Here is a 20647-nt window from a genome sequence, read left to right on the forward strand (position 1 = left end):
CATTTTAGCCAGTGCGATGCTATCATATTTAATTCTTATGTACATGTTGTGAGTAATATGCAGTATTCATTCAGTCTGGAACTTAATAGTGAAGTCGATACCCAAAACTTAGCTACCGTACTGGCGACGCATTTTACGACGGGTGTAGCGTATTTAATTGGTGACTTGGGTGCAGGAAAGACCACGTTAACACGTTATTTTTTACAACACTTGGGTCATCAAGGTGCGGTAAAAAGTCCAACCTATACATTGGTTGAACCTTACAATATTCAAGGACAAGATATTTTTCATTTTGATTTATATCGTCTGAATGACCCCTATGAGCTTGAACTTATGGGTATCCGTGATTATTTAGAAACGCCGAACGCCCTATTTTTATTTGAATGGCCATCTAAAGGGGGCGACGAAATCCCTGCGGCTGATTTAATTATTAATATTGAAAAGTCTACGGATGAAACCACTCGTACAGCGACTTTAAGCTATTCTTCAGAAACTTTGCAAAACGCTTTGGAGCAGAAATTTAACCATGCTGAATGAAATCAGTGCCCGCCGCATTCGAACGCTTGATCCTGCTTTAGCCAACCAAATTGCCGCAGGGGAAGTGATTGAACGTCCCGCTTCTGTGGTCAAAGAATTACTAGAAAATGCCATTGATGCAGGGGCGACTGAGCTGATTGTTCGTATTGAACAAGGCGGCAGTACACTGATTGAAATTATAGACAATGGTCGGGGTATTCACCCTGAAGATTTACCTTTGGCGGTCATGCGCCATGCCACAAGTAAAATCCAAACTGCTGAGGATTTACATGCCATTGTAAGTCTGGGCTTTCGTGGGGAAGCCTTGGCTTCGATCGCTGCGGTGTCTCGTTTGACATTGACCAGTAGCCAAAATGATGACGGTGTAGGCTATCAGGTCGAAGTAAATGGCACTGCATTTGATTCACAAGAAATTCAGCCTGTGGCAGCGACGCAAGGCACCACCATTCGTGTGCAAGATTTATTTTTTAATGTGCCTGCACGGCGTAAGTTTCTCAAAAAACCGGGGACTGAGTTTGGACATATCGAAGAAATTGTCCGTCGTTTGGCACTGACCCATTTTGATATACGTTTTGTCCTTGAGCATAACAATAGCATTAAGCTGAACTTGCCTATTGCAGATAGTGGCGCGCTGCGTTTTCAGCGGGTGCAGCAGTTACTAGGCCGTCAATTTACTGAAAATGCGTACTGGATGGATGCTGATAGCGTCAATATGCGTCTCAGTGGTTGGTTAGGCCATCCTTCAGATGCACGTGCGCAGGCCGATATGCAATACGTCTATGTGAATGGACGTATCGTAAAAGACAAGACAGTTTCACATGCACTTCGCATGGCTTATGACGGTATTTTGCATGGACATCAACATGCGGCTTATTTGTTGTTTATGGAAGTCGATCCTGAAAATATCGATGTGAATGTGCATCCGACGAAGCATGAAATACGTTTTCTAAATCAACGTGAAGTACATGAGTTTGTCCGCCATTTTGCCAAATCGACATTAGCGCAATTTCAAACCGCGACCGCCGAATTGTCATCTGCAATGAAACTTGATGGGCAGGCACACGAAAATATTATTCCGCAGCCGCGTCATCAGGAACAATTTTCATTACATCAACCTCAGCCAGTTGCAGAGCAAGGCACAAATTTTGTCAGTCCAGAGATCGCAGGCGGGCTTACTGATTTTAGTTCGCCAACTGCTGTGCAATATGCGTCAAATCATGCGTCAACAGGGCAAGAAGGGTATACACAGCAAAATTCAAATATATCGATCAATAGCGCCGGATATCAGTCAAATATAGCGGGTTCCAGACAGCTCAATAATGCATTGCAAAGTTATTTAGCGCCTTTACGTCAAACTGAGTCGTTAAATGATCCGGATACCGCTTTAGCTGAACATATTCAGCAGAAAGTTGATGAGCATCCTTTGGGGATTGCCATTGCGCAATTGCATGGTATTTATATTTTGGCCCAAAACACCGAAGGTTTAATCATTGTTGATATGCATGCTGCGCATGAGCGCATTGTTTTACAACAAATGAAAACGGCTTGGGATAAACCTGAGTTTTGGACATCACAGCAGTTGCTGATTCCTAAAGTCGTCAGTATCAGTCGGATGCAAGCGATGCGCGTCGATGAGCTCAAAGAACAATTGGCACGCCTAGGTTTAGAAATAGACCAATATGGCGATGAGCAAGTCATTGTCCGAGGTGTTCCTGCCATTTTGCATAAAGCAGACTTTGATGCGCTGATTCCAGATTTATTAAATGATTTAGACCCAAGTGATCAGGTTGCAGGGTTACTACAAAAGCGTGATCAAATATTGGCAGGCATGGCCTGTCACGGCGCTGTACGCGCACACCGTATTTTAAGTCTATCTGAAATGAATGCATTACTGCGTCAGATGGAACAAACTGAATTTGCCAGCCAATGTAACCATGGGCGTCCGACGTGGCGTGCGTTTCCATTGGCACAGCTAGATAAACTTTTTGCTCGGGGAGAGTAGTTTTACATGTCAAATCAATTGCCGGTCATCAACTTAATGGGACCAACTGCAAGCGGTAAAACTGCCTTGGCATGTGAGTTATACGAGCAAGGTGGATTCGAATTAATTTCAGTCGATTCTGCTTTGGTTTTTCAGGATATGGATATTGGTACGGCCAAGCCAAGTAAAGCTGAGTTGGAGAAATATCCACATCATTTGATTGATATTATCAGTCCGCTAGAAGTGTATTCGGCAGCGAACTTTGTGGAAGATGCGTGTGTGCTGATTGATGATATGCATGTACGAGGTAAAACACCGATTTTAGTCGGTGGTACAATGTTGTATTACAAGGCTTTATTGGAAGGGTTGTCTTCAAACTTACCAAGTGCAGACTATGCTGTACGTGCTGAAATTGAAGCCAAAGCTGAGTCGCAAGGTTGGGATGCTGTATATGCAGAACTGTGCAATGTAGACCCATTGGCAGGTGAAAAATTTAAACCGAGTGATAAGCAACGAATTATCCGTGCGCTCGAAGTTTTTAAATTAACAGGTAAACCCATTACGCAGTTACAAGCTGAGCAACCTAAAAACGTACCATACCGTTACAATTTTCATAATTACGCATTATTGCCAGACCGATTAGAATTACATGAGCGTATAGCTCAACGTCTAAAAACAATGTGGGAAATTGGATTTTTAAATGAAGTGAAAGCTCTCATTGAAAAATACGATTTAGATGAAAATTTACCCTCTATGCGCTCAGTTGGATATCGTCAAGCTTTAGATTTTTTGAAAAATAGTGATCAAAGTAGCGAAAAACAGCGTGAAATGGAGGATAAGGCACTTTTTGCAACACGACAACTTGCAAAACGTCAATATACTTGGTTAAGATCTTTGCAAGAAACGCATAAATTTACTACATATTTAACTGCGCAGCAGGCTCAAGAAGACTTGCGAAAGTGCTACGGATAAAGCAAAATTTACAGACTACCTTTTTGATAATTTTTAATTGAAAAGTAAAGGTAGCTTTTGCGCTGATTTTTATTATTTTTTGGAGTTATAACATGTCTAAAGGTCAAACTTTACAAGATCCGTTCTTAAATTCTCTCCGTAAAGAACGTATTCCTGTGTCGATCTTCCTTGTCAACGGTATTAAATTACAAGGTCATATTGAATCTTTCGACCAATACGTTGTTTTATTAAAAAATACTGTAAGCCAAATGGTTTACAAACACGCTATTTCAACTGTTGTTCCAGCACGTAACCCACGTCCTGCTGGTGCTCCTGCTGGTGCTCAAGGCGCTGCCGGCTTCGGTGGTCAACAAGGCGGCTTCGGCGGTCAACAAGGTGGCTTTGGTGGCCAAGGCGGCTTTGGTGGTCAAGGTGGCTTCGGTGGTCAAGGTGGCTTCGGTGGCCAAGGTGGCTTCGGTGGTCAAGGTGGTTTTGGCGCTCAAGGTGGCTTCGGTGGTCAAGGTGGCTTCGGTGGTCAAAGTGGTTTCGGCGGTCAAAATGCTGGTTTTGATGGCGAAACTAAATTTGAAGATGCTCAAGACGACGAAAACAACAATCGTTAATTGAATTAAAAAAACCTCCCAAATGGGAGGTTTTTTTGCCTATAAAAGAGTAGATTATTTTCATAACGGGTATGTAATAATTACTAAAGTGCTGAATGATGATAAGAATCGACATAAAAAAACCAGCCGAAGCTGGTTTTTTGTTTATTCACTTATTTCTTTTTACGATCTAGAGTAGGATCTTTAATTTCAACATAGGCATTGTTGCGAATTTCACGTAACCAGCTGTCCAGTTCGGTGTCAAATTGACGCTCACCTAAAATCTGACGGGCCATACGTTCTTGTACTTCATGTGTCATATCTTGTTGACGTGTATCGGTCACTTGAAGGATGTGCCAACCAAACTGTGACTGAAAAGGCTTGCTGATTTCACCTTTCGCTGTTGATTTCATCATTGCTTCAAATTCTGGAACCATAACACCTGGGCTAACCCAACCTAAACTACCACCATTGGCAGCAGAACCAGTGTCATTCGAGAACGTTGAAGCCAAGACCGCAAAATCTTCACCCTTTTGCAGGCGATTATACAAGTTGTCGATCATTTGCTTGGCATTTTCAGGACTCACGACCTCAGATGGTTGAATCAGGATATGGCGAGTTTGGTATTGAGGAACAATGGCTTTTTGTTCGCCACTTTTACGGTCGACCAATTTTAAAACATGAACGCCATCACGTACTGAAATTAGTTCAGTGGTTTGACCAACTTGCAAAGGTGCTACACGTGCAGCAAGTTCATCTGGAATATCAGATAAGTTGCGGAAGCCCATATCGGCACCGTCAACTTTAATGTCTTTGGTACTGTATTTGCTAGTAATCGCTTTTACATCGTTGCTTGCTGCAAGTTCTTTACGAATGTCTTCCGCGATTTTAACGGCATTATCACTGCTAGCTACACGTACATGTAAGACATGAACTTGATTACCTAACGCAGCTTGACCTTGTGGTGAGCTTAAAAAGTTTTTCACATCTTGGTCACTGATTTGAATGCGAGAAGTGACCAACTGTTGGCGTAGACGTTGTAAAGCGATGTCTTCAGCGATGCGTGCACGTAAACCTGCATAGGTATTTGGCGCAACAGCATCTAATTTTTGCTGAAACGCTTCTAAGCTTGGGGAGCCTGCGTCTTTTGCAACTTTAAGTACAGCTTCATTGAGTGATTTTTCATCCGCTTTGACATTATATCGTTTAACTTGTTCAAGCTGTGCTTGGCGCGAAATCAGCTGTTCTAAAGCTTGTTGCCGCAAGTATTCTGTCGGTGGGACGGTTTGTTTTTTTGCTTGAAATTGGTGAGTGATCTCGGCAATGCTTTGATCAAGATCACTACGTAGAATCACGCTATTGTCAACGACAGCTACAATTTCATCTTTAGGTTGCGCAGCAGCAAATACAGATACAGAAGTCGATAGGCAAAGTGCCAAGGCTGACGCTTTAAAAATTTGTTTTAACTGTTTTGTCTTCATTAACGTTCTGTCCAAGATTGATTAATATTGTTAAAACCCAACACTCGGTTTTCAAGCAAAGAGGTTAATTTATTGTTGAAGCCACCTAAACCTTTTAGAGTGAACTCCGCCATAATGGCACGTTTTGGTTTAACATCTGAAGATGTTACATCATCTAAATCGTTATAGTACGAACGACCATAAACTGAAACACCCCAGCAGCATGACTCGTAGTTCACACCCAGTAAATATTCACGCGCAATACTGTTGTCGAGGTCATATTGTGCATGACCAATAATACGCCAGTTATTGTGTATAGGTTGAATAAACGATGCTACTGCTTGGTCATAGCTGTCTTGGCGATTAGGAATGTCTTTACGATAGAAATAACCGACATTGTATAAATTGCCTTTATTTCCTGTGTAATACATTTGAATATCGCGCTGAGCATTATCACCATTCGCCATCCATGCTGAATTGGCATTCACACTGATGCTGTCAGATAATTGGCTAGAAATACTCACGACAGGGCCGGTATGGCGTTCGGTATCAAATTTATCAGAGACGTTGTTCAGTGTGACACGACGGTCTTCAAAATAGAAACTTTGACCAACGCTAGCTTTTAAACGCTCAAGACCAACATCATCAAATAAACTATAGCTCAAGCCTAGAGATGCGAAGTTGTTGTCTTCTAAACGGTCATTACCATAGAACCGACGCGGACTAAATAACTGGTCATAATTAATTGACGCTGTGGTTGAGTCAAAGTTCGGGTTGGTGTCTTGGTTTTTGTATGGAGAATACGCATAGAAAAAGCGAGGCGTTAAGGTTTGTAGATAACGACCTTCGCGCTCCATCACAAGACCCGCATCTAAAGTGAATTGCGGTACAACGACCGATTTACTTTCATTTGATGAACTAATGTTTTGTGCATTAACGGTGTCTTGATCGTAAATCGTGTTGACGTTACGAATAGACACTTCTGGTATTACAAAAGACCATGGGTTACGATAGTTATAACGCACACTAAAGTCGTTATAAATACGTGCACCACTTGGCTCATACATTGGCGAATCGCCAGTATTGCTTGGAATATTATTACTACGTAAGTTCTTTTTGAAGTAAGCCGTATCATTGTTAAATTCGTACTGTAAGCCGAGCGGATTACCAGTCTTGTAGTTCAGTAGGAATTGCGGCAAGCGCGCATATGGTCGGTCTTCATCACTGACAGTTTTATCCAGTGTTTGGAAGTCTTCCACTTTAAGCTGTGCTTTTAGGCCAGGGATACCATTTTTATAATTGAGTTCCCATGCACGGCGTAAGTTCAGGTCAGTTTTTGAGTTTGGATTATTATTGAGATCTGAGAAATAGTCTTTATCAGATGCATAATTGTATTCTAAATTGGTTGTAAATTGGTCGTTAATTTTCCAGTTGTGGAGGAAATGTAAGTCTTTACGATCCTGATCATCATACTTTTGGTCGGATGGTAAATAACCACCCCACACCATCCCTGAACCAAAGTTTTCAGTGAGATAGCGGAATTCGCCTTCCATCATTGGACCGCGGTCTGCAATGTAACGTGGTGTGACCGTAGCATCATAGTTTGGCGCAAGGTTTAGGTAAACCGGTACCGCAAGCTCAATACCACCGTCATTGGTAAAGCCAAAGCTTGGGGTTAAAATACCTGTGGTACGGCGGTCATCAATCGGGAAGTTGAAGTAGGGTACAGCCATGACAGGAACATCTTTTACATAAAGTGTTGTTCCTTTGGTTTCGCCACGACCGGTTTCTTGATTCAGCTTAATTTTGTCTGCTTGAATTTTCCAAGTTGGTTTTTCATCGGGTGGACAGGTGGTATAAACCGCATTTTCTAATTCGAGTGTTTCGGTTGAAGTACGTGAAATTTTCTCAGCGCGACCGTGTGCATGCTGCTGTTCAGCAATAAAGAAACTGTTATTTAAATCACCCTGTTGGGTTTTTAAATTGTAATCAATCGAATCACTTTGCGAAATCAGCCCAGACTGTGCCATTTGCACGCGGCCAGAAGCATTGGCATAGGTTTGGGTTTTATCAATTTTGATTTGATCGGCACGAATTTGACGACCTTCTTGGTCAATCAGAACATTACCTTCAAGAATGGAGTCGCCATTCGGGTCAAAATGACCATAGTCTGCGGTAATGGTAGAGGTTGCATCTTCAGGTGCGACTGCTTTCGTTGTTGGAGCAACTGGGGTAATCCAGGTGCCTGTACAAAACGCAGAACTTAATTGATTGGTGTTGCGAATCTGTGCTTCAGGTGCAGATTTATCGACATAATATTGTTCGAAGAACTGCTGCCCCGGATAAGCTTCTGAAATGCTTTGTTTGAGTTGTTCTGTATCGTCATCCGTGGACGGGTTTGAAACAGGTGCTGCATAGCTTGGTAACGAGCTACCACATAGAAGGGTTAAGATCGCAGTCGCTAAAGGATTAAATTTAAACTGATGCTTCATTTGTCTCATTAACCAGGTATGCTTAATCGCAATTAATTATTGTCGCATCATAGAGAAAAAGTTGATAAGTAGCTACACTTAGCACTTTAAAAACTCAGCCTGTATTAGAATTTATCGCAAATGAATACACAACGTGAACAATTGATACAAACATGGATTTCATCTGTACTCGGTTCAGATCAATTTGAAATTAACTTCTTAGCAGGCGATGCAAGCTTCCGTCGTTATGCACGAATCAAATTGAATAATAAAACATTTATGCTCATGGATGCACCACCAGAAAAAGAAGATTGTGGTCCTTTTGTGTCGATTGATGAATTTTTTGATGCACATGGCGTGCGTGTACCACATATCGTGGCCAAAGACCTCGATCAAGGCTTCTTATTGTTAGAAGATTTTGGTGATGTTTTATTGTCTACGTTGTTGAGTGATCAAACCGTAGACGCACATTATGCTCAAAGTTTTAAACAGTTGATTCAATTGCAGTCAATTGATGGAACTGCTCATTTTCCTGCATATGCCTATGAAAAGCTGATTTCTGAAATGGAGCTGTTAACCGATTGGTTATTGCCATCTCTACAAGTGCAGCCTACTGAAGAAGAATCGGCACTGATTAAACGTACCTTTGCTATCTTAGCCAATGCTGCATTGGCTCAGCCTCAAGTGATTGTGCATCGTGATTTTCATAGCCGTAATTTGATGGTACTTGATGGTGAGCAAGATCAGGGTGTGATTGACTTCCAAGATGCTGTGATTGGCGCAGATACTTATGATTTGATCTCAATCACACGTGATGCCTATGTGCAGTGGAATGCAGATCGTGTTTATGCATGGTTTAAGACGTTCTATGATTTGCTACCTGCATCGGCTAAAGAAGGTCGTAACTTTGAGCAATTCAAACAAGACGCTGACCTGATGGCGATTCAACGTCATATCAAAATTTTAGGTATTTTTGTGCGCTTATTTGAGCGTGATGGTAAGTCAGGTTATCTCAAAGATTTGCCTCGTGTGATGTGGTATTTACTTGAAGAAAGTAAACCATATGCAGAATTACAACCTTTTATGCAATTTATTCAGGATAAAGTATTGCCGAAATTTGAAGCCAAATACGGCACTTATGAGGTTGTTGCATAATGAAAGCCATGATTTTAGCTGCGGGTCTCGGAAATCGGATGCGCCCTTTAACATTGTATAAGCCAAAGCCTTTGCTTGAAGTGGGTGGAAAACCACTGATTGTTTGGCATATAGAAAAGCTAAAAAAAATTGGCGTAACTGAAATTATCATCAATTCTGCATGGCTTGCAGATATCCTGATTGGTACTTTGGGTGATGGTTCGCAGTTTGGTGTGAATATTCGCTGGACACGTGAAGCGGAAGGTCTGGAAACAGCTGGTGGCATTATTAATGCTTTACCTTTGCTTGGGACAGAACCGTTTATTTTGGTGAATGGTGACGTTTGGACGACCTACGATTTTTCAGCTTTGCTCAATATTGAGCTAAAAGATGACTTGGCACACTTGGTCTATGTGACTAACCCAACGCAACATCCAAAGGGTGATTTTATCTTGGATGCTGGGCGTAGTTATACCTTTGAGCAAGAACATGCAGGCGAGGCACTCACCTATAGCGGAATCGCAGTTATACATCCAAACATGTTTAATGGATTGGAAGCTGGCAAGCGTCCGCTCGCACCTTTATTGAAACAAGCTATGTTGGATGGAAAAATTTCTGCAGAGAAAATGCAAACTGCGTGGGTTGATGTTGGCACACCTGAGCGTTTAAGTGATCTAGATCTACAGATTCGCCAAGGCATGTACGATTAAGTGCATATTCGCTAAGCGTTAGCTACTGTTCCACGGCTTAGAAATCGGTATACTTCAGTTAATTTTTATTGAGATGTCTTCTTTATGCATCCTTTTTTTCAAGACTTAAAGCAAGGTAGTCAAAAGCTTGGCTTAGATTTGAGTGAAGAAGCATTAAATCTATTGCTGAAATACCAAGATGCCCTAGTGCTGTGGAACAAAGCGTATAACTTGACTGCTATTCGTGATCCTAAAGAAATGTTGGTTAAGCATTTATTGGATAGCTTAAGTATCCTAAATGATTTGCCTGCAGGTCGTTTATTGGATATCGGTACGGGTGGTGGCATGCCGGGCATGATCATTGCACTGTGTCAGCCTGAACGTGAATGTGTGCTTTTAGATGCCAACGGTAAAAAAATTCGATTCTTAAAACAATTTATTGCTGACTTAAAACTAAAAAATGTCATTGCGGTACAAACACGTGTCGAAAATGAAGACAGCATTAATGAATTGGGGCAGTTTGATGTGATTACCAGTCGTGCTTTTGCATCGTTAACGGATTTTGTGGATGCGTCTAAACCGTATATGCATGCGCAAAGTATTATCGCGTCGATGAAAGGCTTAATTCCTGAAGAAGAAGTTGAAACACTGAAAAGTGATTTCAAGATTGATATCGTTGCATTAAAAGTTCCACGACTTGATGAGCAGCGTCATTTAATTTTTCTTAAACGTATTTAAAATTTTCAAAGGACTGGGGTTACCATGGCTCAAATTATTGCGATTGCAAACCAAAAGGGTGGCGTAGGTAAAACCACAACGGCTGTGAACTTGGCTGCATCTCTAGCCATATTAAAAAAACGAGTTTTACTTGTGGACATGGATTCACAAGGCAATGCCACGATGGGTTCGGGCATTCAAAAAAATGATTTGTTGTATTCAGTCACGGATGTCTTACTTGGTGAAGTGCCGATTGAAACCGCTATTTATAAAGCGGAAGTGGGCTATAAGGTTTTAGGTGCAAACCGAGACTTAGCTGGCGTTGAGCTTGCAATTGCAGATCAAGACGGTCGTGAGTTTATTTTACGTGAAGCATTGGCAAGCGTCGAAAAAGACTTCGACTATATTATTGTCGATTGTGCACCAAGTTTAAGTTTGATCACTGTCAATGCACTTGCGGCTGTACGTGCTGTGCTGATTCCAATGCAGTGTGAATATTATGCCCTAGAAGGTTTGGCTGACCTAACCCAAACCATTGACCGTATTCAGCAAGCTTTAAACCCAGATCTAGAGATCGTGGGTGTGCTGCGTACCATGTACGATGCGCGTAATGCCTTAACACGTGATGTGTCTGCTGAGCTTGAACAATACTTCGGTCAGAAACTTTATGACACGGTCATTCCGCGTAATATTCGTTTGGCTGAAGCGCCTGCGCACGGTTTACCAGTGATTTATTTTGAAAAAAACTCGAAGGGTGCAGTTGCTTATTTGAACTTGGCAGCTGAGATGTTAAAAAAAACCAAAGTAAAAAAAGGAACTAAAGCATGACCGTAAAAAAACGCGGACTGGCTAAAGGTCGTGGTCTGGATGCCTTACTCGGCTCAATCCAAAAAGAAAAACTACAGCTCGAAGCAAAAGCTTTAGATCATGGACAGTTAAAACAAATTGATGTGCATTTATTGAAACGTGGTGAGTATCAACCGCGTCGTTTCATTAAAGAACAAGATTTACAAGAACTTGCTGCATCGATTGAAAAGCATGGTGTCATGCAGCCAATCGTGATTCGTCCTGTCGAAGATGAAAAGCATCCCTACGAAATTATTGCAGGTGAGCGTCGTTGGCGTGCGGCTCAGCTTGCAGGTTTAACCGAAGTTCCAGCCATTGTTCGTGACTTGAGTGACCAAGTGGCAATTGCCTTGGCATTGATTGAAAACATTCAACGTCAAGATTTGAACCCAATCGATCAAGCCATGGCTTTACAACGCTTCCATGACGAATTTGGTTTAAGTCATCAAGAGATTGCCGATACGGTCGGTAAAGCACGTACCACGATTAGTAACTTGCTACGCCTCTTGTCTTTAGCGGATCAAGTCAAAGACTTTATGCAGGAAGGTTTGCTCGATATGGGGCATGCACGTGCGATCTTGACGTTAAAAGCCAAAGATCAGCTTAAAGTTGCTGAAATGGTGATTGAAAAAAGTATGTCTGTACGTCAAACCGAACAATTTGTTCGTGATTTGAATACACCAAAACAACAAAAAGCTAAACCAATTGTTTCATCAGACATTCAACAACTGACACAACGTCTCTCTGATCGTTTCAGTGCAGACGTGAAAATTGATCATAATAAACAAGGGAAAGGCAAGCTGGTGATTAGCTACCATACTCTTGAAGAGCTAGATGGTATTTTAAATATTTGTCTAGCTGAATAATTTTTAAATTCGATTTATTGGGGAAAATCAAATGTGGGAATTAGTCAAAGCGGGCGGATGGTTAATGATCCCGCTCGTCATTTGTTCGATCTTTACGGTAGCCATTACCATTGAGCGTTTTATTCGTTTAAAAAAATCAATGGTGTTGCCAAAAGACTTGATGATGAATGTAAACACATCGGTGAAAGATGTGGTGCAGCAGCTAAAGCAAAGTCCAACTTTACAACAAAGTACATTGGGTCGTGTATTGGGCGCAGGTTACGCTAGTAAAGATCAAAACGAGCAATATGCACGTGCGCAAATGGAAGTCACAGCGTCACAAGAAATTGGTTATTTAGAAAAAAATATCAACTTTTTGGGCACTTTAAGCGCTGTTGCACCTTTATTAGGTTTGTTGGGTACGGTGATCGGTATTATTGAAGCATTCTTAATGATTGATATAGGCACCAATAGTGATCCAGTGTTGATGATGCCGGGTATTTCTAAAGCCTTGATTACCACTGCTGCCGGTATGTTAATTGCTGTACCTGCATTATTTACACATCGCTATTTCCAACGTTTGGTTCAGGAATATGTGGCTGAGTTAGAACAGCAGTCGACGTTATTTCATGCCGCTTTGTTTTATAAAAAAACACCTGAAGTAGAAAGTCAGGACATTCAGAAAGCCAGCTGAGTGGAGACTGCGCATGAAATTTAAACGTCGTCAGGTTGAAGATATTCATATCAACCTCACACCGATGATTGACTGTTTGATGTTCATTTTGGTGTTCTTGTTGCTCTCGACTACCTTTAACCAGATGAGTCGAATGAACCTGACTTTGCCAGATGCACAGGGTGTTCCACCTAAAAACTATGATCAAAAGATTGAAGTTGTGGTGGATTCAACAGGACATTATTATGTCAATGGTCAGTCATTGGCGAGTAAAGAAGTCTCTGATTTGAATACTGCAATTAAACAGACAGCCAATGATCGTCGTGATTTAATGTTTGTGATTGCAGCAGATGCAAAAGCAACACATCAGGATGTGATTCGGGTGATGGATGTTGCAGGTCAACTTGGATTTGTGAATATCAACATCAGTACCAAAGTTCCAACTCGAGGTTATTAGTGAAGCACGATTTTAAGGTCTATTTACGCCTATTAAGTTATTTAAAACCTTTTTGGGGAATCGGCCTGCTGGTTTTGCTTGGTTTCGGTATTAATGCTGCGACAGAAGTTTCTGTCGCAAAATTATTAGAACGCATTATTGAAGCCATTCAAAACAAAGATCAAAGCTTTACAACCTTATTTCCACTCTTGGTGGTTTTATTGATGTTCTTCCGTGGACTCGGTTTGTTCATGGGGGGATATTTTACCGCAGTGATTTCTCGAAACTTAATTTTTAATATTCGTCAGCAAGTGTTCGCAAAACTCATGCGTTTGCCTTCGCAATATTATTTAGATAATTCGAGCGGTCATATCACTGCAAAAATTATGTATAACGTTGAACAGTTGACGGCGGCATCGTCTGAGTCACTGAAAACGATTGTACAACAGGGTCTGATTACCATCGCATTATTGGGTTATTTGCTCTATACCAATTGGCGTTTAACCCTGTGTATTTTGATTTTTGGCCCAATTATTGGTCTGATCATCCGTAAAGCATCGAAGCGCATGCGTAAATTATCCATGCAAGTACAAAGTACCATGGGTGATGTTAACCATGTGGTGCAAGAGACAGTGCAAGGCAACCTAGTGGTGAAGGGCTTTGCAGGGCAAGATTATGAACAAAAACGTTTTTATGAAAGCTCGATGGAGAACTTACGCCGCGGCTTAAAAATGGTTGTGGTGCAGCAACTCAATAGCCCGATTGTTCAGCTGATTATGTCGATCGCGCTCAGTATCGTGATGTATATCGCGCTACGCCCTGAGATTTTACAAGATACAACAGCGGGTGAGTTTGTAGCGTATATCACTGCCGCAGGTATGCTGAGTAAGCCAATTAAAACCTTGACGGATGTCAACGAAAAACTACAACGAGGCATGGCAGCAGCTTATTCAGTTTTTGAATTGCTAGATATGCCTGAAGAAGTAAATAACGGCACGCTGAAGCCTGCTTTGAAAGGTGATGTCGAATTTAAAAATGTCAATTTGATCTATGCTGATGGTCACCATGCGATTCATGACTTCAATTTAAAAGTTAATGCAGGGCAAACCGTTGCATTGGTTGGGCGTTCAGGTGCAGGTAAAACTTCATTGGTCAATCTGTTGGTGCGTTACCAAGAGGTGTCTTCTGGACAATTGTTGCTTGATCAGCATGATATTCACGACATAGAACTCAATAGCTTGCGTACTCAGATTTCGATGGTCAATCAGCAAGTGGTTTTGTTTAACCGTACAGTACGTGAAAATATCGCTTATGGTCAGCTCGAGCATGCAACAGATGAGCAAGTCATTGCTGCTGCCAAAGCTGCATTTGCACATGATTTTATTATGGATTTACCGCAAGGTTATGACACACCATTGGGTGCCCAAGGTTTAAATCTATCAGGTGGTCAACGTCAACGGATTGCGATTGCACGTGCCATTTTGAAAAATGCACCGATCTTAATTTTAGATGAAGCGACCAGTGCGCTAGATAACGAATCTGAATTTTTTATTCAGCAAGCATTTGACGCTGCGATGCAAGATCGTACCACGATCGTGATTGCGCATCGTTTATCGACCATTGAAAATGCAGACTGTATTGTAGTGATGGATAAAGGGCGTATTATTGAACAAGGTTCTCATACGGAATTGATGGCACAACGTGGTGCATATTACCAACTTCATCAGCGTAATTTTGAGGAAAATTAAGACATGTCTTTTGCACAATTGATTCAGGATGCTTGGAATGAACAGGCAAAGTGGCTCGTTGTGTTTAGACCTTTGTCATGGCTTTATCGTGGCGGCTTTTTACTCAATAAAAAACTCTATCAATCAGGTATTAAGCAAAGTTATAAAGCGCCTATTCCAGTCATGGTCATTGGAAACATCACAGTGGGTGGAAGTGGTAAAACCCCATTGCTCATTCATTTGGTCAGTTATTTAAATAGCTTAAACCTGCGTGTTGGTGTGATCAGTCGTGGCTATGGTGGTCAAGGACCATTTCCGGCCTATGTGGATTTAGATTCGACGGCTGAAATGGTAGGTGATGAACCGAGCTTAATTGTTCAGTCTACAGGTGTACCGATGGCAGTCGGTCCAAACCGCCAGCAAAGTATTGAGTTGCTGCTCTCTAAGCATGAATTGGATTTGATTATCTGTGATGATGGTTTACAGCATTGGGCGCTTCAACGTCAGTTGGAATGGATCGTACTGGATAATAATCGTGGTTTAGGCAATGAAAAATTATTACCCGAAGGTTATTTGCGTGAACCGAAAAAGCGCCTTGATACTGGGACGGTCATTGAACATTCAGCAGATCCAAGTTCCCCACTGAATATGCACCTAGAAGCGGCGCAGCCTTATTTGCTTAATAAAGATCTTGTGACGACATTTGATGTAAACAAGGATTTTTATGCTGTGGTGGGTATCGGATTTCCACAACGATTTTATAAAACCTTAGAAAATATAGGGATTCATCAATTTCAATGTCATGAGTTCCCAGATCATTATGAATATGAACTGAGTGATTTGCAGTTTGAAGATGCCAATCCCATCATTACCACTGAAAAAGATGCAGTGAAAATTTTAGCGATCCTCAAAAATAATCCAGATTTTAAAAGAGAAATATGGGTTGTTCCTGTAGATGCAGTGTTGTCACCTGCGTGTTATGAAACTTTGCATGCGCAGTTGAAACAACTGGGTCTGAAACTTCCCGAAGGCATTTAATTTATGAAACATATTGTTATTCCTGCACGTTTTTCAAGTTCACGTTTACCAGGTAAGCCATTGCTTAAAATTCACGGCCGTCCGATGATTTTACGTGTGGTTGATCAAGCCAAAAAAGTTGCAGGATTCGATGACCTATGTGTTGCTACAGATGATGAGCGTATTGCAGCAGTATGTCGTGCGGAAGGGGTTGATGTGGTATTGACCTCTGCAGAGCATCCATCTGGGACAGACCGTTTAAGTGAAGTTGCGCGTATCAAAGGTTGGGCGAGTGATGACATTATTGTCAACGTACAGGGCGATGAACCTTTGCTTCCCGCTCAATTGGTAAAACAAGTTGCACAATTACTTGTAGATCAGCTGACATGTTCAATGTCGACACTCTGTGAGCCGATTCATAGTTTGGATGAGTTTCAACGTGACAGTATCGTCAAAGTGGTGATGTCAAAGCATAATCAAGCGCTGTATTTCAGTCGTGCGACTATTCCTTATGACCGCGATGGTGCAAAGCAAGTTGAACAAACCTTGCATGATCAAGCTTATCGTCATTTAGGACTTTATGCATACCGCGTAAAACTCCTTCAAGAATATGTTACTTGGGATATGGGTGTACTAGAAAAATTAGAAAGCCTTGAACAATTACGCGTTTTGGAAAATGGTCACCGTATTGCCATTGCTGTGGCAGAAGCGAACCTACCACCGGGCGTAGATACTCAAGCTGACCTTGATCGTTTGAACCAAATGGATGTTTCAAACTTCGAATAAGGTTTAACGATTTATGCAAAATGACATTGTGGCGCAAGTGTACCCTTGGCAGCAAAATACATGGAATACATTAACCAGCCGTTTTCCACAACTGGGACATGGCGTGCTTTTGTATGGCAAAAAAGGCTGTGGTAAAGAGGCATTTGCAAAACAATTTCTTGCATGGGTGCTGTGTCAAAAACGTGATGAGCGGACTGAGCCATGTGGTGAGTGTGGGAGTTGCCAGTGGTTAAAGTCAGATACACATCCAAATTTTGTCCACATCAGCACAGATGAAGACAATAAAAAGCAAAACGCCAAAATTAAAATCGAAAAAATTCGTGATTTATTGCCCTTTGTGCAGCAAACCGTAGACGGTTGGCGAGTTGTGTTGATTGAGCCCGCTGAAGCATTAAACATTGCGTCATCGAATGCGTTGCTGAAAACACTTGAAGAGCCTGGCGAACGCATTGTGATTATGTTGTTGGCAGAGCATTATTTGAAATTGCCGGCAACCATTCGTAGTCGAATGCAGCACTATGCATTGGATCGTATTGAACCCGAACAATCACAGCAATATTTACAGCAGCATTTGCCTGATAGTGGTGAAACCCAGCGCAAAGTTCTCATGAACTTAGCCAGTCAAATGCCATTACAAGCGATTTCATTGGCAAGTAGCGAATGGCTAAATATGCGCCAAGAGTTTCTACAAGATTGGCAAAAACTTGTGACACAAAAAAACATGCCGATGGCAATTGCGACAAAGTGGAATAAAGCACTGAGTTTTAGTGATTTTAGTCAAATGTTTGAATACTTGTTGTCCGATATAATTTGTGTCAAGCTAAATCAATCCATAAAAAATATAGATTTGGATTTTGGGGTGTTGGCAGAGCAATATTCGCTCGAAACACTCTTTGGGATTTATACAGAATTACAGCAGTCTAAGCGGTTCATCGAGCAGAACGTACAGGGGAATCTGGTCGTAGATGAGCTTTGCATCAAACTGATGAATGTTTAATTAAGGGGAAACATCATGCAACCACGTATGGGCGGGATCGTTCACGCTAATATTCCAGATGTGGAAACACTTTTTGCGAGCTACATGCCTTATGTCGTTGGTGGTGGTTTATTTGTACCATCAAAGCAAGCTGTGAAAATGGGTGATGAGGTTTTCTTATTGGCGACTTTGCCTGAACAAAGTATAAAAATTCCTTTGACAGGGAAAGTGATTTGGATTTCGCAAAAGCAAAATGGCATTAAACCACAAGGCTTTGGAATTCAATTAAGCGGCGAAAAAGGCGTTTATTTCAAAACAGAAGCAGAACGTTTACTTGCAGGGCTTAAATCTGAGGGGCGTAGAAGTTACACTATGTAGTTACAACAGTGAAGACTTGTAGGTACATATTGTGTTTGTAGATACCCATTGCCATTTAACCATGCTTGACTTAAGCCCTTATGAGGGTAATTTAGATCTTGCATTGGATCAGGCTCGTCAAGCCGGGGTCTCAAAATTTATGAGTATCTCGGTTGATCTAGATGACCATATCGAACTTTCAAAAATTGCTTCACGTCATGCTGATGTGGGTTATTCCGTTGGGGTGCATCCATGTGAAGATCCTGCAACGATGGCTCGGGCAACAGAAGAATATCTCATTGAATTAGCACAACCTGAAAAGGTTTGGGCGATTGGTGAAACAGGGCTAGATTATTTTCATAGTACCGACTTTGTTGCAGAGCAAAAAGAATGTTTTGCCCGCCATATTCACGCATCACAAGCTGTAAAAAAACCAGTGGTTGTTCATACCCGTTCTGCAAAGCATGATACGGTTGATATTATCCGTGCAGAGAAATCTACTCACGGTATTTTGCATTGTTTTACTGAAGATTGGGAAACGGCAAAAGCTGTCTTAGATTGTGGTTATTACGTGTCATTTTCAGGCATTGTTTCTTTTAAAAATGCACAAGATTTGCGTGATGTGGCCAAGCAAGTGCCACTGGATCGCGTGCTGATTGAAACAGATAGCCCATACCTTGCACCGATGCCTTATAGAGGAAAGTCTAATGAACCAAAATACGTTCCTTATGTAGCCAAAGCCTTAAGTGATGTATATGATAAGTCAATTGAAGAGATGGCTTTCATTACAATGCAAAACTTTGAAAATCTCCTCAATCTTAAGTAAATAATTTGAATTGATATAAGAGTAAGAGAGTATAGGGTGAAGATGGATCGTCAAGCTCAGTTTAGAGCAAGAGAGGCATTAATTTTCCAAGTGGCAGAGCAGCTGCTATTGGAAAATGGCGAAGCAGGGATGACACTAGATGCGCTAGCGGCAGAACTCGACTTGGCAAAAGGGACGTTATATAAACATTTTCAAAGTAAAGATGAACTATATATGTTGCTCATTATTCGTAATGAACGCATGTTATTGGAAATGATTAAAGACACCGATAAAGCTTTTCCTGAACACCTTGCTTTCTTTATGTTGCATCACTTACATCACCCAGAACGTACAGTGTTGTTTCATCAAATTGAAGAGCGTTTATCGACAACGGGTGTGGGTATTCAACACTTGTTTAGTGAACTTTATCAAGTGCGCAAACAGCGCCTGAGATTGATCATCCGTATGACTGAGCGTTATTTGGAGTCGATTCAAAGTAGTATGCCAGTACGTGATTATCTTGCTTCAATTTGGTCACTTACACATGGCGCTGCAGCAATTTTGAACTCAAGTTTTTATCAGCGTTATTTGGGTTCAAGAGACACCTTACGGGTTGCGTATATTGATCAAGCCTTGGCCTTACCAAAACAAGTGCATGCGGTTGCTCAATTCGCTTAAAGGCTGCTTATGAAAATAGCATCACCATCATTGGTTCGTGGCTTCACCCTCGTAGAATTGATGGTGGTGATTGTGATTATGGGCATTATGGCCTCATTGGTGCTTTTGAATATCGGTGGGACAGATCAACGCAAAGCCATGCAGGCACGTGAAGTGTTTGTGATGGATCTGAAACGAATATTACGTGATGCAAATGATCAAGCTTTGATATTGGCCCTACAGCAAAAAGCTGGAACGGATGTCAACACCCAAAGCTATGCGGTACAAGAATATTTACCAGAACAAAAACGTGTAGAAAATAGTATTTTAAATCAGAACAATAAATGGCAAAACTATAAAAACTTTGAAACCCGAGTATTACCTGAAAATGTCTCTTTTACGATTCAGCCTTTAGACCAGCAGTATGAAAATGCCAATAATGATGATTTGTTAAATACCAATGCACCCAAGTTGATTTGGTTGGGCAACGGTGAGGTAAAGCCTGTGCGTATACAGTTTTATTTTGAAGAACGTGCCATTGGTAATGAAATCGAAATCGATCATTTAGGGAAAGTCAATGCGGGCTAAAGGGTTTACGCTACTTGAAGTCATGGTGGCATTGGCGATTTTTGCGACTGCGGCAATGGCTTTGTCTAATGTTGCGATGCAATATACACAGTCGACAGCACATGCAATTTTAAGAAATAAAGCACAATTCGTTGCGTTGAATGAAATCGCTAAGATGGAAATCAATCGTGAATGGATGACAGGTACTGCATCTAAACAAGTCACTGAACAAGGCGAACAATGGCAAATTGACAAAAAAGCCCAAGCCACCATTAGTCCAAATGTACAACGGATTGATATCCAAGTGAGTTTGATGAATGCTGAAACAGGCGATGTTGAAGCAGGGATTAGCAGCTTAGTGTTCTTTAACTATAAGGCTCCGTTGGATGAAAATAATAACTAGAAAAAAACGT

General features: G+C 41.4%; 22 protein-coding genes. 20 read left to right on the forward strand and 2 right to left on the reverse strand.

The genetic code is table 11. The features are described 5' to 3' along the window. Positions 1–57 precede the first annotated feature (57 nt). From tsaE to hfq, 4 genes are all read left to right on the forward strand, one after another. Complete coding sequence (gene tsaE, locus FTU13_RS09540; protein WP_180127784.1) at positions 58–537, forward strand: tRNA (adenosine(37)-N6)-threonylcarbamoyltransferase complex ATPase subunit type 1 TsaE; 480 nt, start codon at positions 58–60, stop codon at positions 535–537. Beyond that, positions 527–2539 carry a DNA mismatch repair endonuclease MutL gene (gene mutL / locus FTU13_RS09545; RefSeq protein ID WP_180127786.1) on the forward strand — a complete coding sequence of 671 codons (2013 nt, stop codon included), beginning with the start codon at positions 527–529 and terminating at the stop codon, positions 2537–2539. Before tsaE ends, mutL begins: the two co-directional genes overlap by 11 nt. A gap of 6 nt (positions 2540–2545) precedes the next feature. Continuing rightward, on the forward strand, positions 2546–3490 hold the full coding sequence (miaA, locus tag FTU13_RS09550) for a tRNA (adenosine(37)-N6)-dimethylallyltransferase MiaA (protein ID WP_180034682.1): 945 nt from the start codon (positions 2546–2548) through the stop codon (positions 3488–3490). 92 nt (positions 3491–3582) lie between these two features. Then, positions 3583–4092: an RNA chaperone Hfq gene (hfq, locus tag FTU13_RS09555; RefSeq protein ID WP_180023922.1), complete on the forward strand. Its 510-nt coding sequence runs from the start codon at positions 3583–3585 to the stop codon at positions 4090–4092. Positions 4093–4244: 152 nt separating this feature from the next. On the opposite strand, the gene FTU13_RS09560 is transcribed toward hfq, so the two are convergent. Next, positions 4245–5552 carry a peptidylprolyl isomerase gene (locus FTU13_RS09560; RefSeq protein ID WP_180127788.1) on the reverse strand — a complete coding sequence of 436 codons (1308 nt, stop codon included), beginning with the start codon at positions 5550–5552 and terminating at the stop codon, positions 4245–4247. Next, positions 5552–8023, reverse strand: a complete 2472-nt coding sequence (locus FTU13_RS09565; protein ID WP_180127790.1) for an LPS-assembly protein LptD — start codon at positions 8021–8023, stop codon at positions 5552–5554. The genes FTU13_RS09560 and FTU13_RS09565 overlap by 1 nt, the downstream gene beginning before the upstream one ends. A 120-nt stretch (positions 8024–8143) precedes the next feature. Between FTU13_RS09565 and FTU13_RS09570 the strand changes: the two genes are divergently transcribed. The 16 genes from FTU13_RS09570 (at position 8144) to gspI (ending at position 20637) form a co-directional block, all read left to right on the forward strand. Continuing rightward, on the forward strand, positions 8144–9157 hold the full coding sequence (locus FTU13_RS09570; protein ID WP_180127792.1) for an aminoglycoside phosphotransferase family protein: 1014 nt from the start codon (positions 8144–8146) through the stop codon (positions 9155–9157). Further along, positions 9157–9846, forward strand: coding sequence for an N-acetylmuramate alpha-1-phosphate uridylyltransferase MurU (murU, locus tag FTU13_RS09575; protein WP_180127794.1), 690 nt, complete (start codon positions 9157–9159; stop codon positions 9844–9846). The genes FTU13_RS09570 and murU overlap by 1 nt, the downstream gene beginning before the upstream one ends. Before the next feature lie 84 nt (positions 9847–9930). Then, positions 9931–10563 carry a 16S rRNA (guanine(527)-N(7))-methyltransferase RsmG gene (rsmG, locus tag FTU13_RS09580; RefSeq protein ID WP_180003083.1) on the forward strand — a complete coding sequence of 211 codons (633 nt, stop codon included), beginning with the start codon at positions 9931–9933 and terminating at the stop codon, positions 10561–10563. A 24-nt stretch (positions 10564–10587) separates the two neighbouring features. Then, positions 10588–11370, forward strand: coding sequence for a ParA family protein (locus tag FTU13_RS09585; RefSeq protein ID WP_180084214.1), 783 nt, complete (start codon positions 10588–10590; stop codon positions 11368–11370). After that, positions 11367–12254, forward strand: coding sequence for a ParB/RepB/Spo0J family partition protein (locus tag FTU13_RS09590; RefSeq protein WP_180127796.1), 888 nt, complete (start codon positions 11367–11369; stop codon positions 12252–12254). Before FTU13_RS09585 ends, FTU13_RS09590 begins: the two co-directional genes overlap by 4 nt. A 31-nt stretch (positions 12255–12285) precedes the next feature. After that, positions 12286–12927: a MotA/TolQ/ExbB proton channel family protein gene (locus FTU13_RS09595; RefSeq protein WP_180127798.1), complete on the forward strand. Its 642-nt coding sequence runs from the start codon at positions 12286–12288 to the stop codon at positions 12925–12927. A 13-nt stretch (positions 12928–12940) separates the two neighbouring features. Beyond that, positions 12941–13363, forward strand: coding sequence for a biopolymer transporter ExbD (locus tag FTU13_RS09600; protein WP_180127800.1), 423 nt, complete (start codon positions 12941–12943; stop codon positions 13361–13363). Next, complete coding sequence (msbA, locus tag FTU13_RS09605) at positions 13363–15090, forward strand: lipid A export permease/ATP-binding protein MsbA (RefSeq protein WP_180007340.1); 1728 nt, start codon at positions 13363–13365, stop codon at positions 15088–15090. The genes FTU13_RS09600 and msbA overlap by 1 nt, the downstream gene beginning before the upstream one ends. 3 nt (positions 15091–15093) lie before the next feature. Further along, positions 15094–16107, forward strand: a complete 1014-nt coding sequence (gene lpxK, locus FTU13_RS09610) for a tetraacyldisaccharide 4'-kinase (protein ID WP_180102899.1) — start codon at positions 15094–15096, stop codon at positions 16105–16107. A gap of 3 nt (positions 16108–16110) precedes the next feature. After that, on the forward strand, positions 16111–16872 hold the full coding sequence (gene kdsB, locus FTU13_RS09615; protein ID WP_180127802.1) for a 3-deoxy-manno-octulosonate cytidylyltransferase: 762 nt from the start codon (positions 16111–16113) through the stop codon (positions 16870–16872). Positions 16873–16885: 13 nt separating this feature from the next. Then, on the forward strand, positions 16886–17869 hold the full coding sequence (locus tag FTU13_RS09620) for a DNA polymerase III subunit delta' (protein WP_078193725.1): 984 nt from the start codon (positions 16886–16888) through the stop codon (positions 17867–17869). 15 nt (positions 17870–17884) lie between these two features. Further along, positions 17885–18226, forward strand: coding sequence for a PilZ domain-containing protein (locus tag FTU13_RS09625; RefSeq protein WP_111885061.1), 342 nt, complete (start codon positions 17885–17887; stop codon positions 18224–18226). Between the two features lie 31 nt (positions 18227–18257). Continuing rightward, complete coding sequence (locus FTU13_RS09630; RefSeq protein WP_078193666.1) at positions 18258–19031, forward strand: TatD family hydrolase; 774 nt, start codon at positions 18258–18260, stop codon at positions 19029–19031. A 42-nt stretch (positions 19032–19073) separates the two neighbouring features. After that, positions 19074–19688, forward strand: coding sequence for a TetR/AcrR family transcriptional regulator (locus FTU13_RS09635; RefSeq protein ID WP_168378896.1), 615 nt, complete (start codon positions 19074–19076; stop codon positions 19686–19688). A gap of 9 nt (positions 19689–19697) precedes the next feature. Then, positions 19698–20255 (forward strand): type II secretion system protein, encoded by a 558-nt coding sequence (locus tag FTU13_RS09640; protein WP_180127804.1) that lies wholly within the window; start codon positions 19698–19700, stop codon positions 20253–20255. Next, positions 20245–20637, forward strand: a complete 393-nt coding sequence (gspI, locus tag FTU13_RS09645) for a type II secretion system minor pseudopilin GspI (protein WP_078188947.1) — start codon at positions 20245–20247, stop codon at positions 20635–20637. Before FTU13_RS09640 ends, gspI begins: the two co-directional genes overlap by 11 nt. The last annotated feature ends 10 nt before the right edge of the window (positions 20638–20647 follow it).

The organism is Acinetobacter sp. YH12064, assembly GCF_013419735.1.
GTDB classification, from domain to species: Bacteria; Pseudomonadota; Gammaproteobacteria; order Pseudomonadales; family Moraxellaceae; genus Acinetobacter; species Acinetobacter amyesii.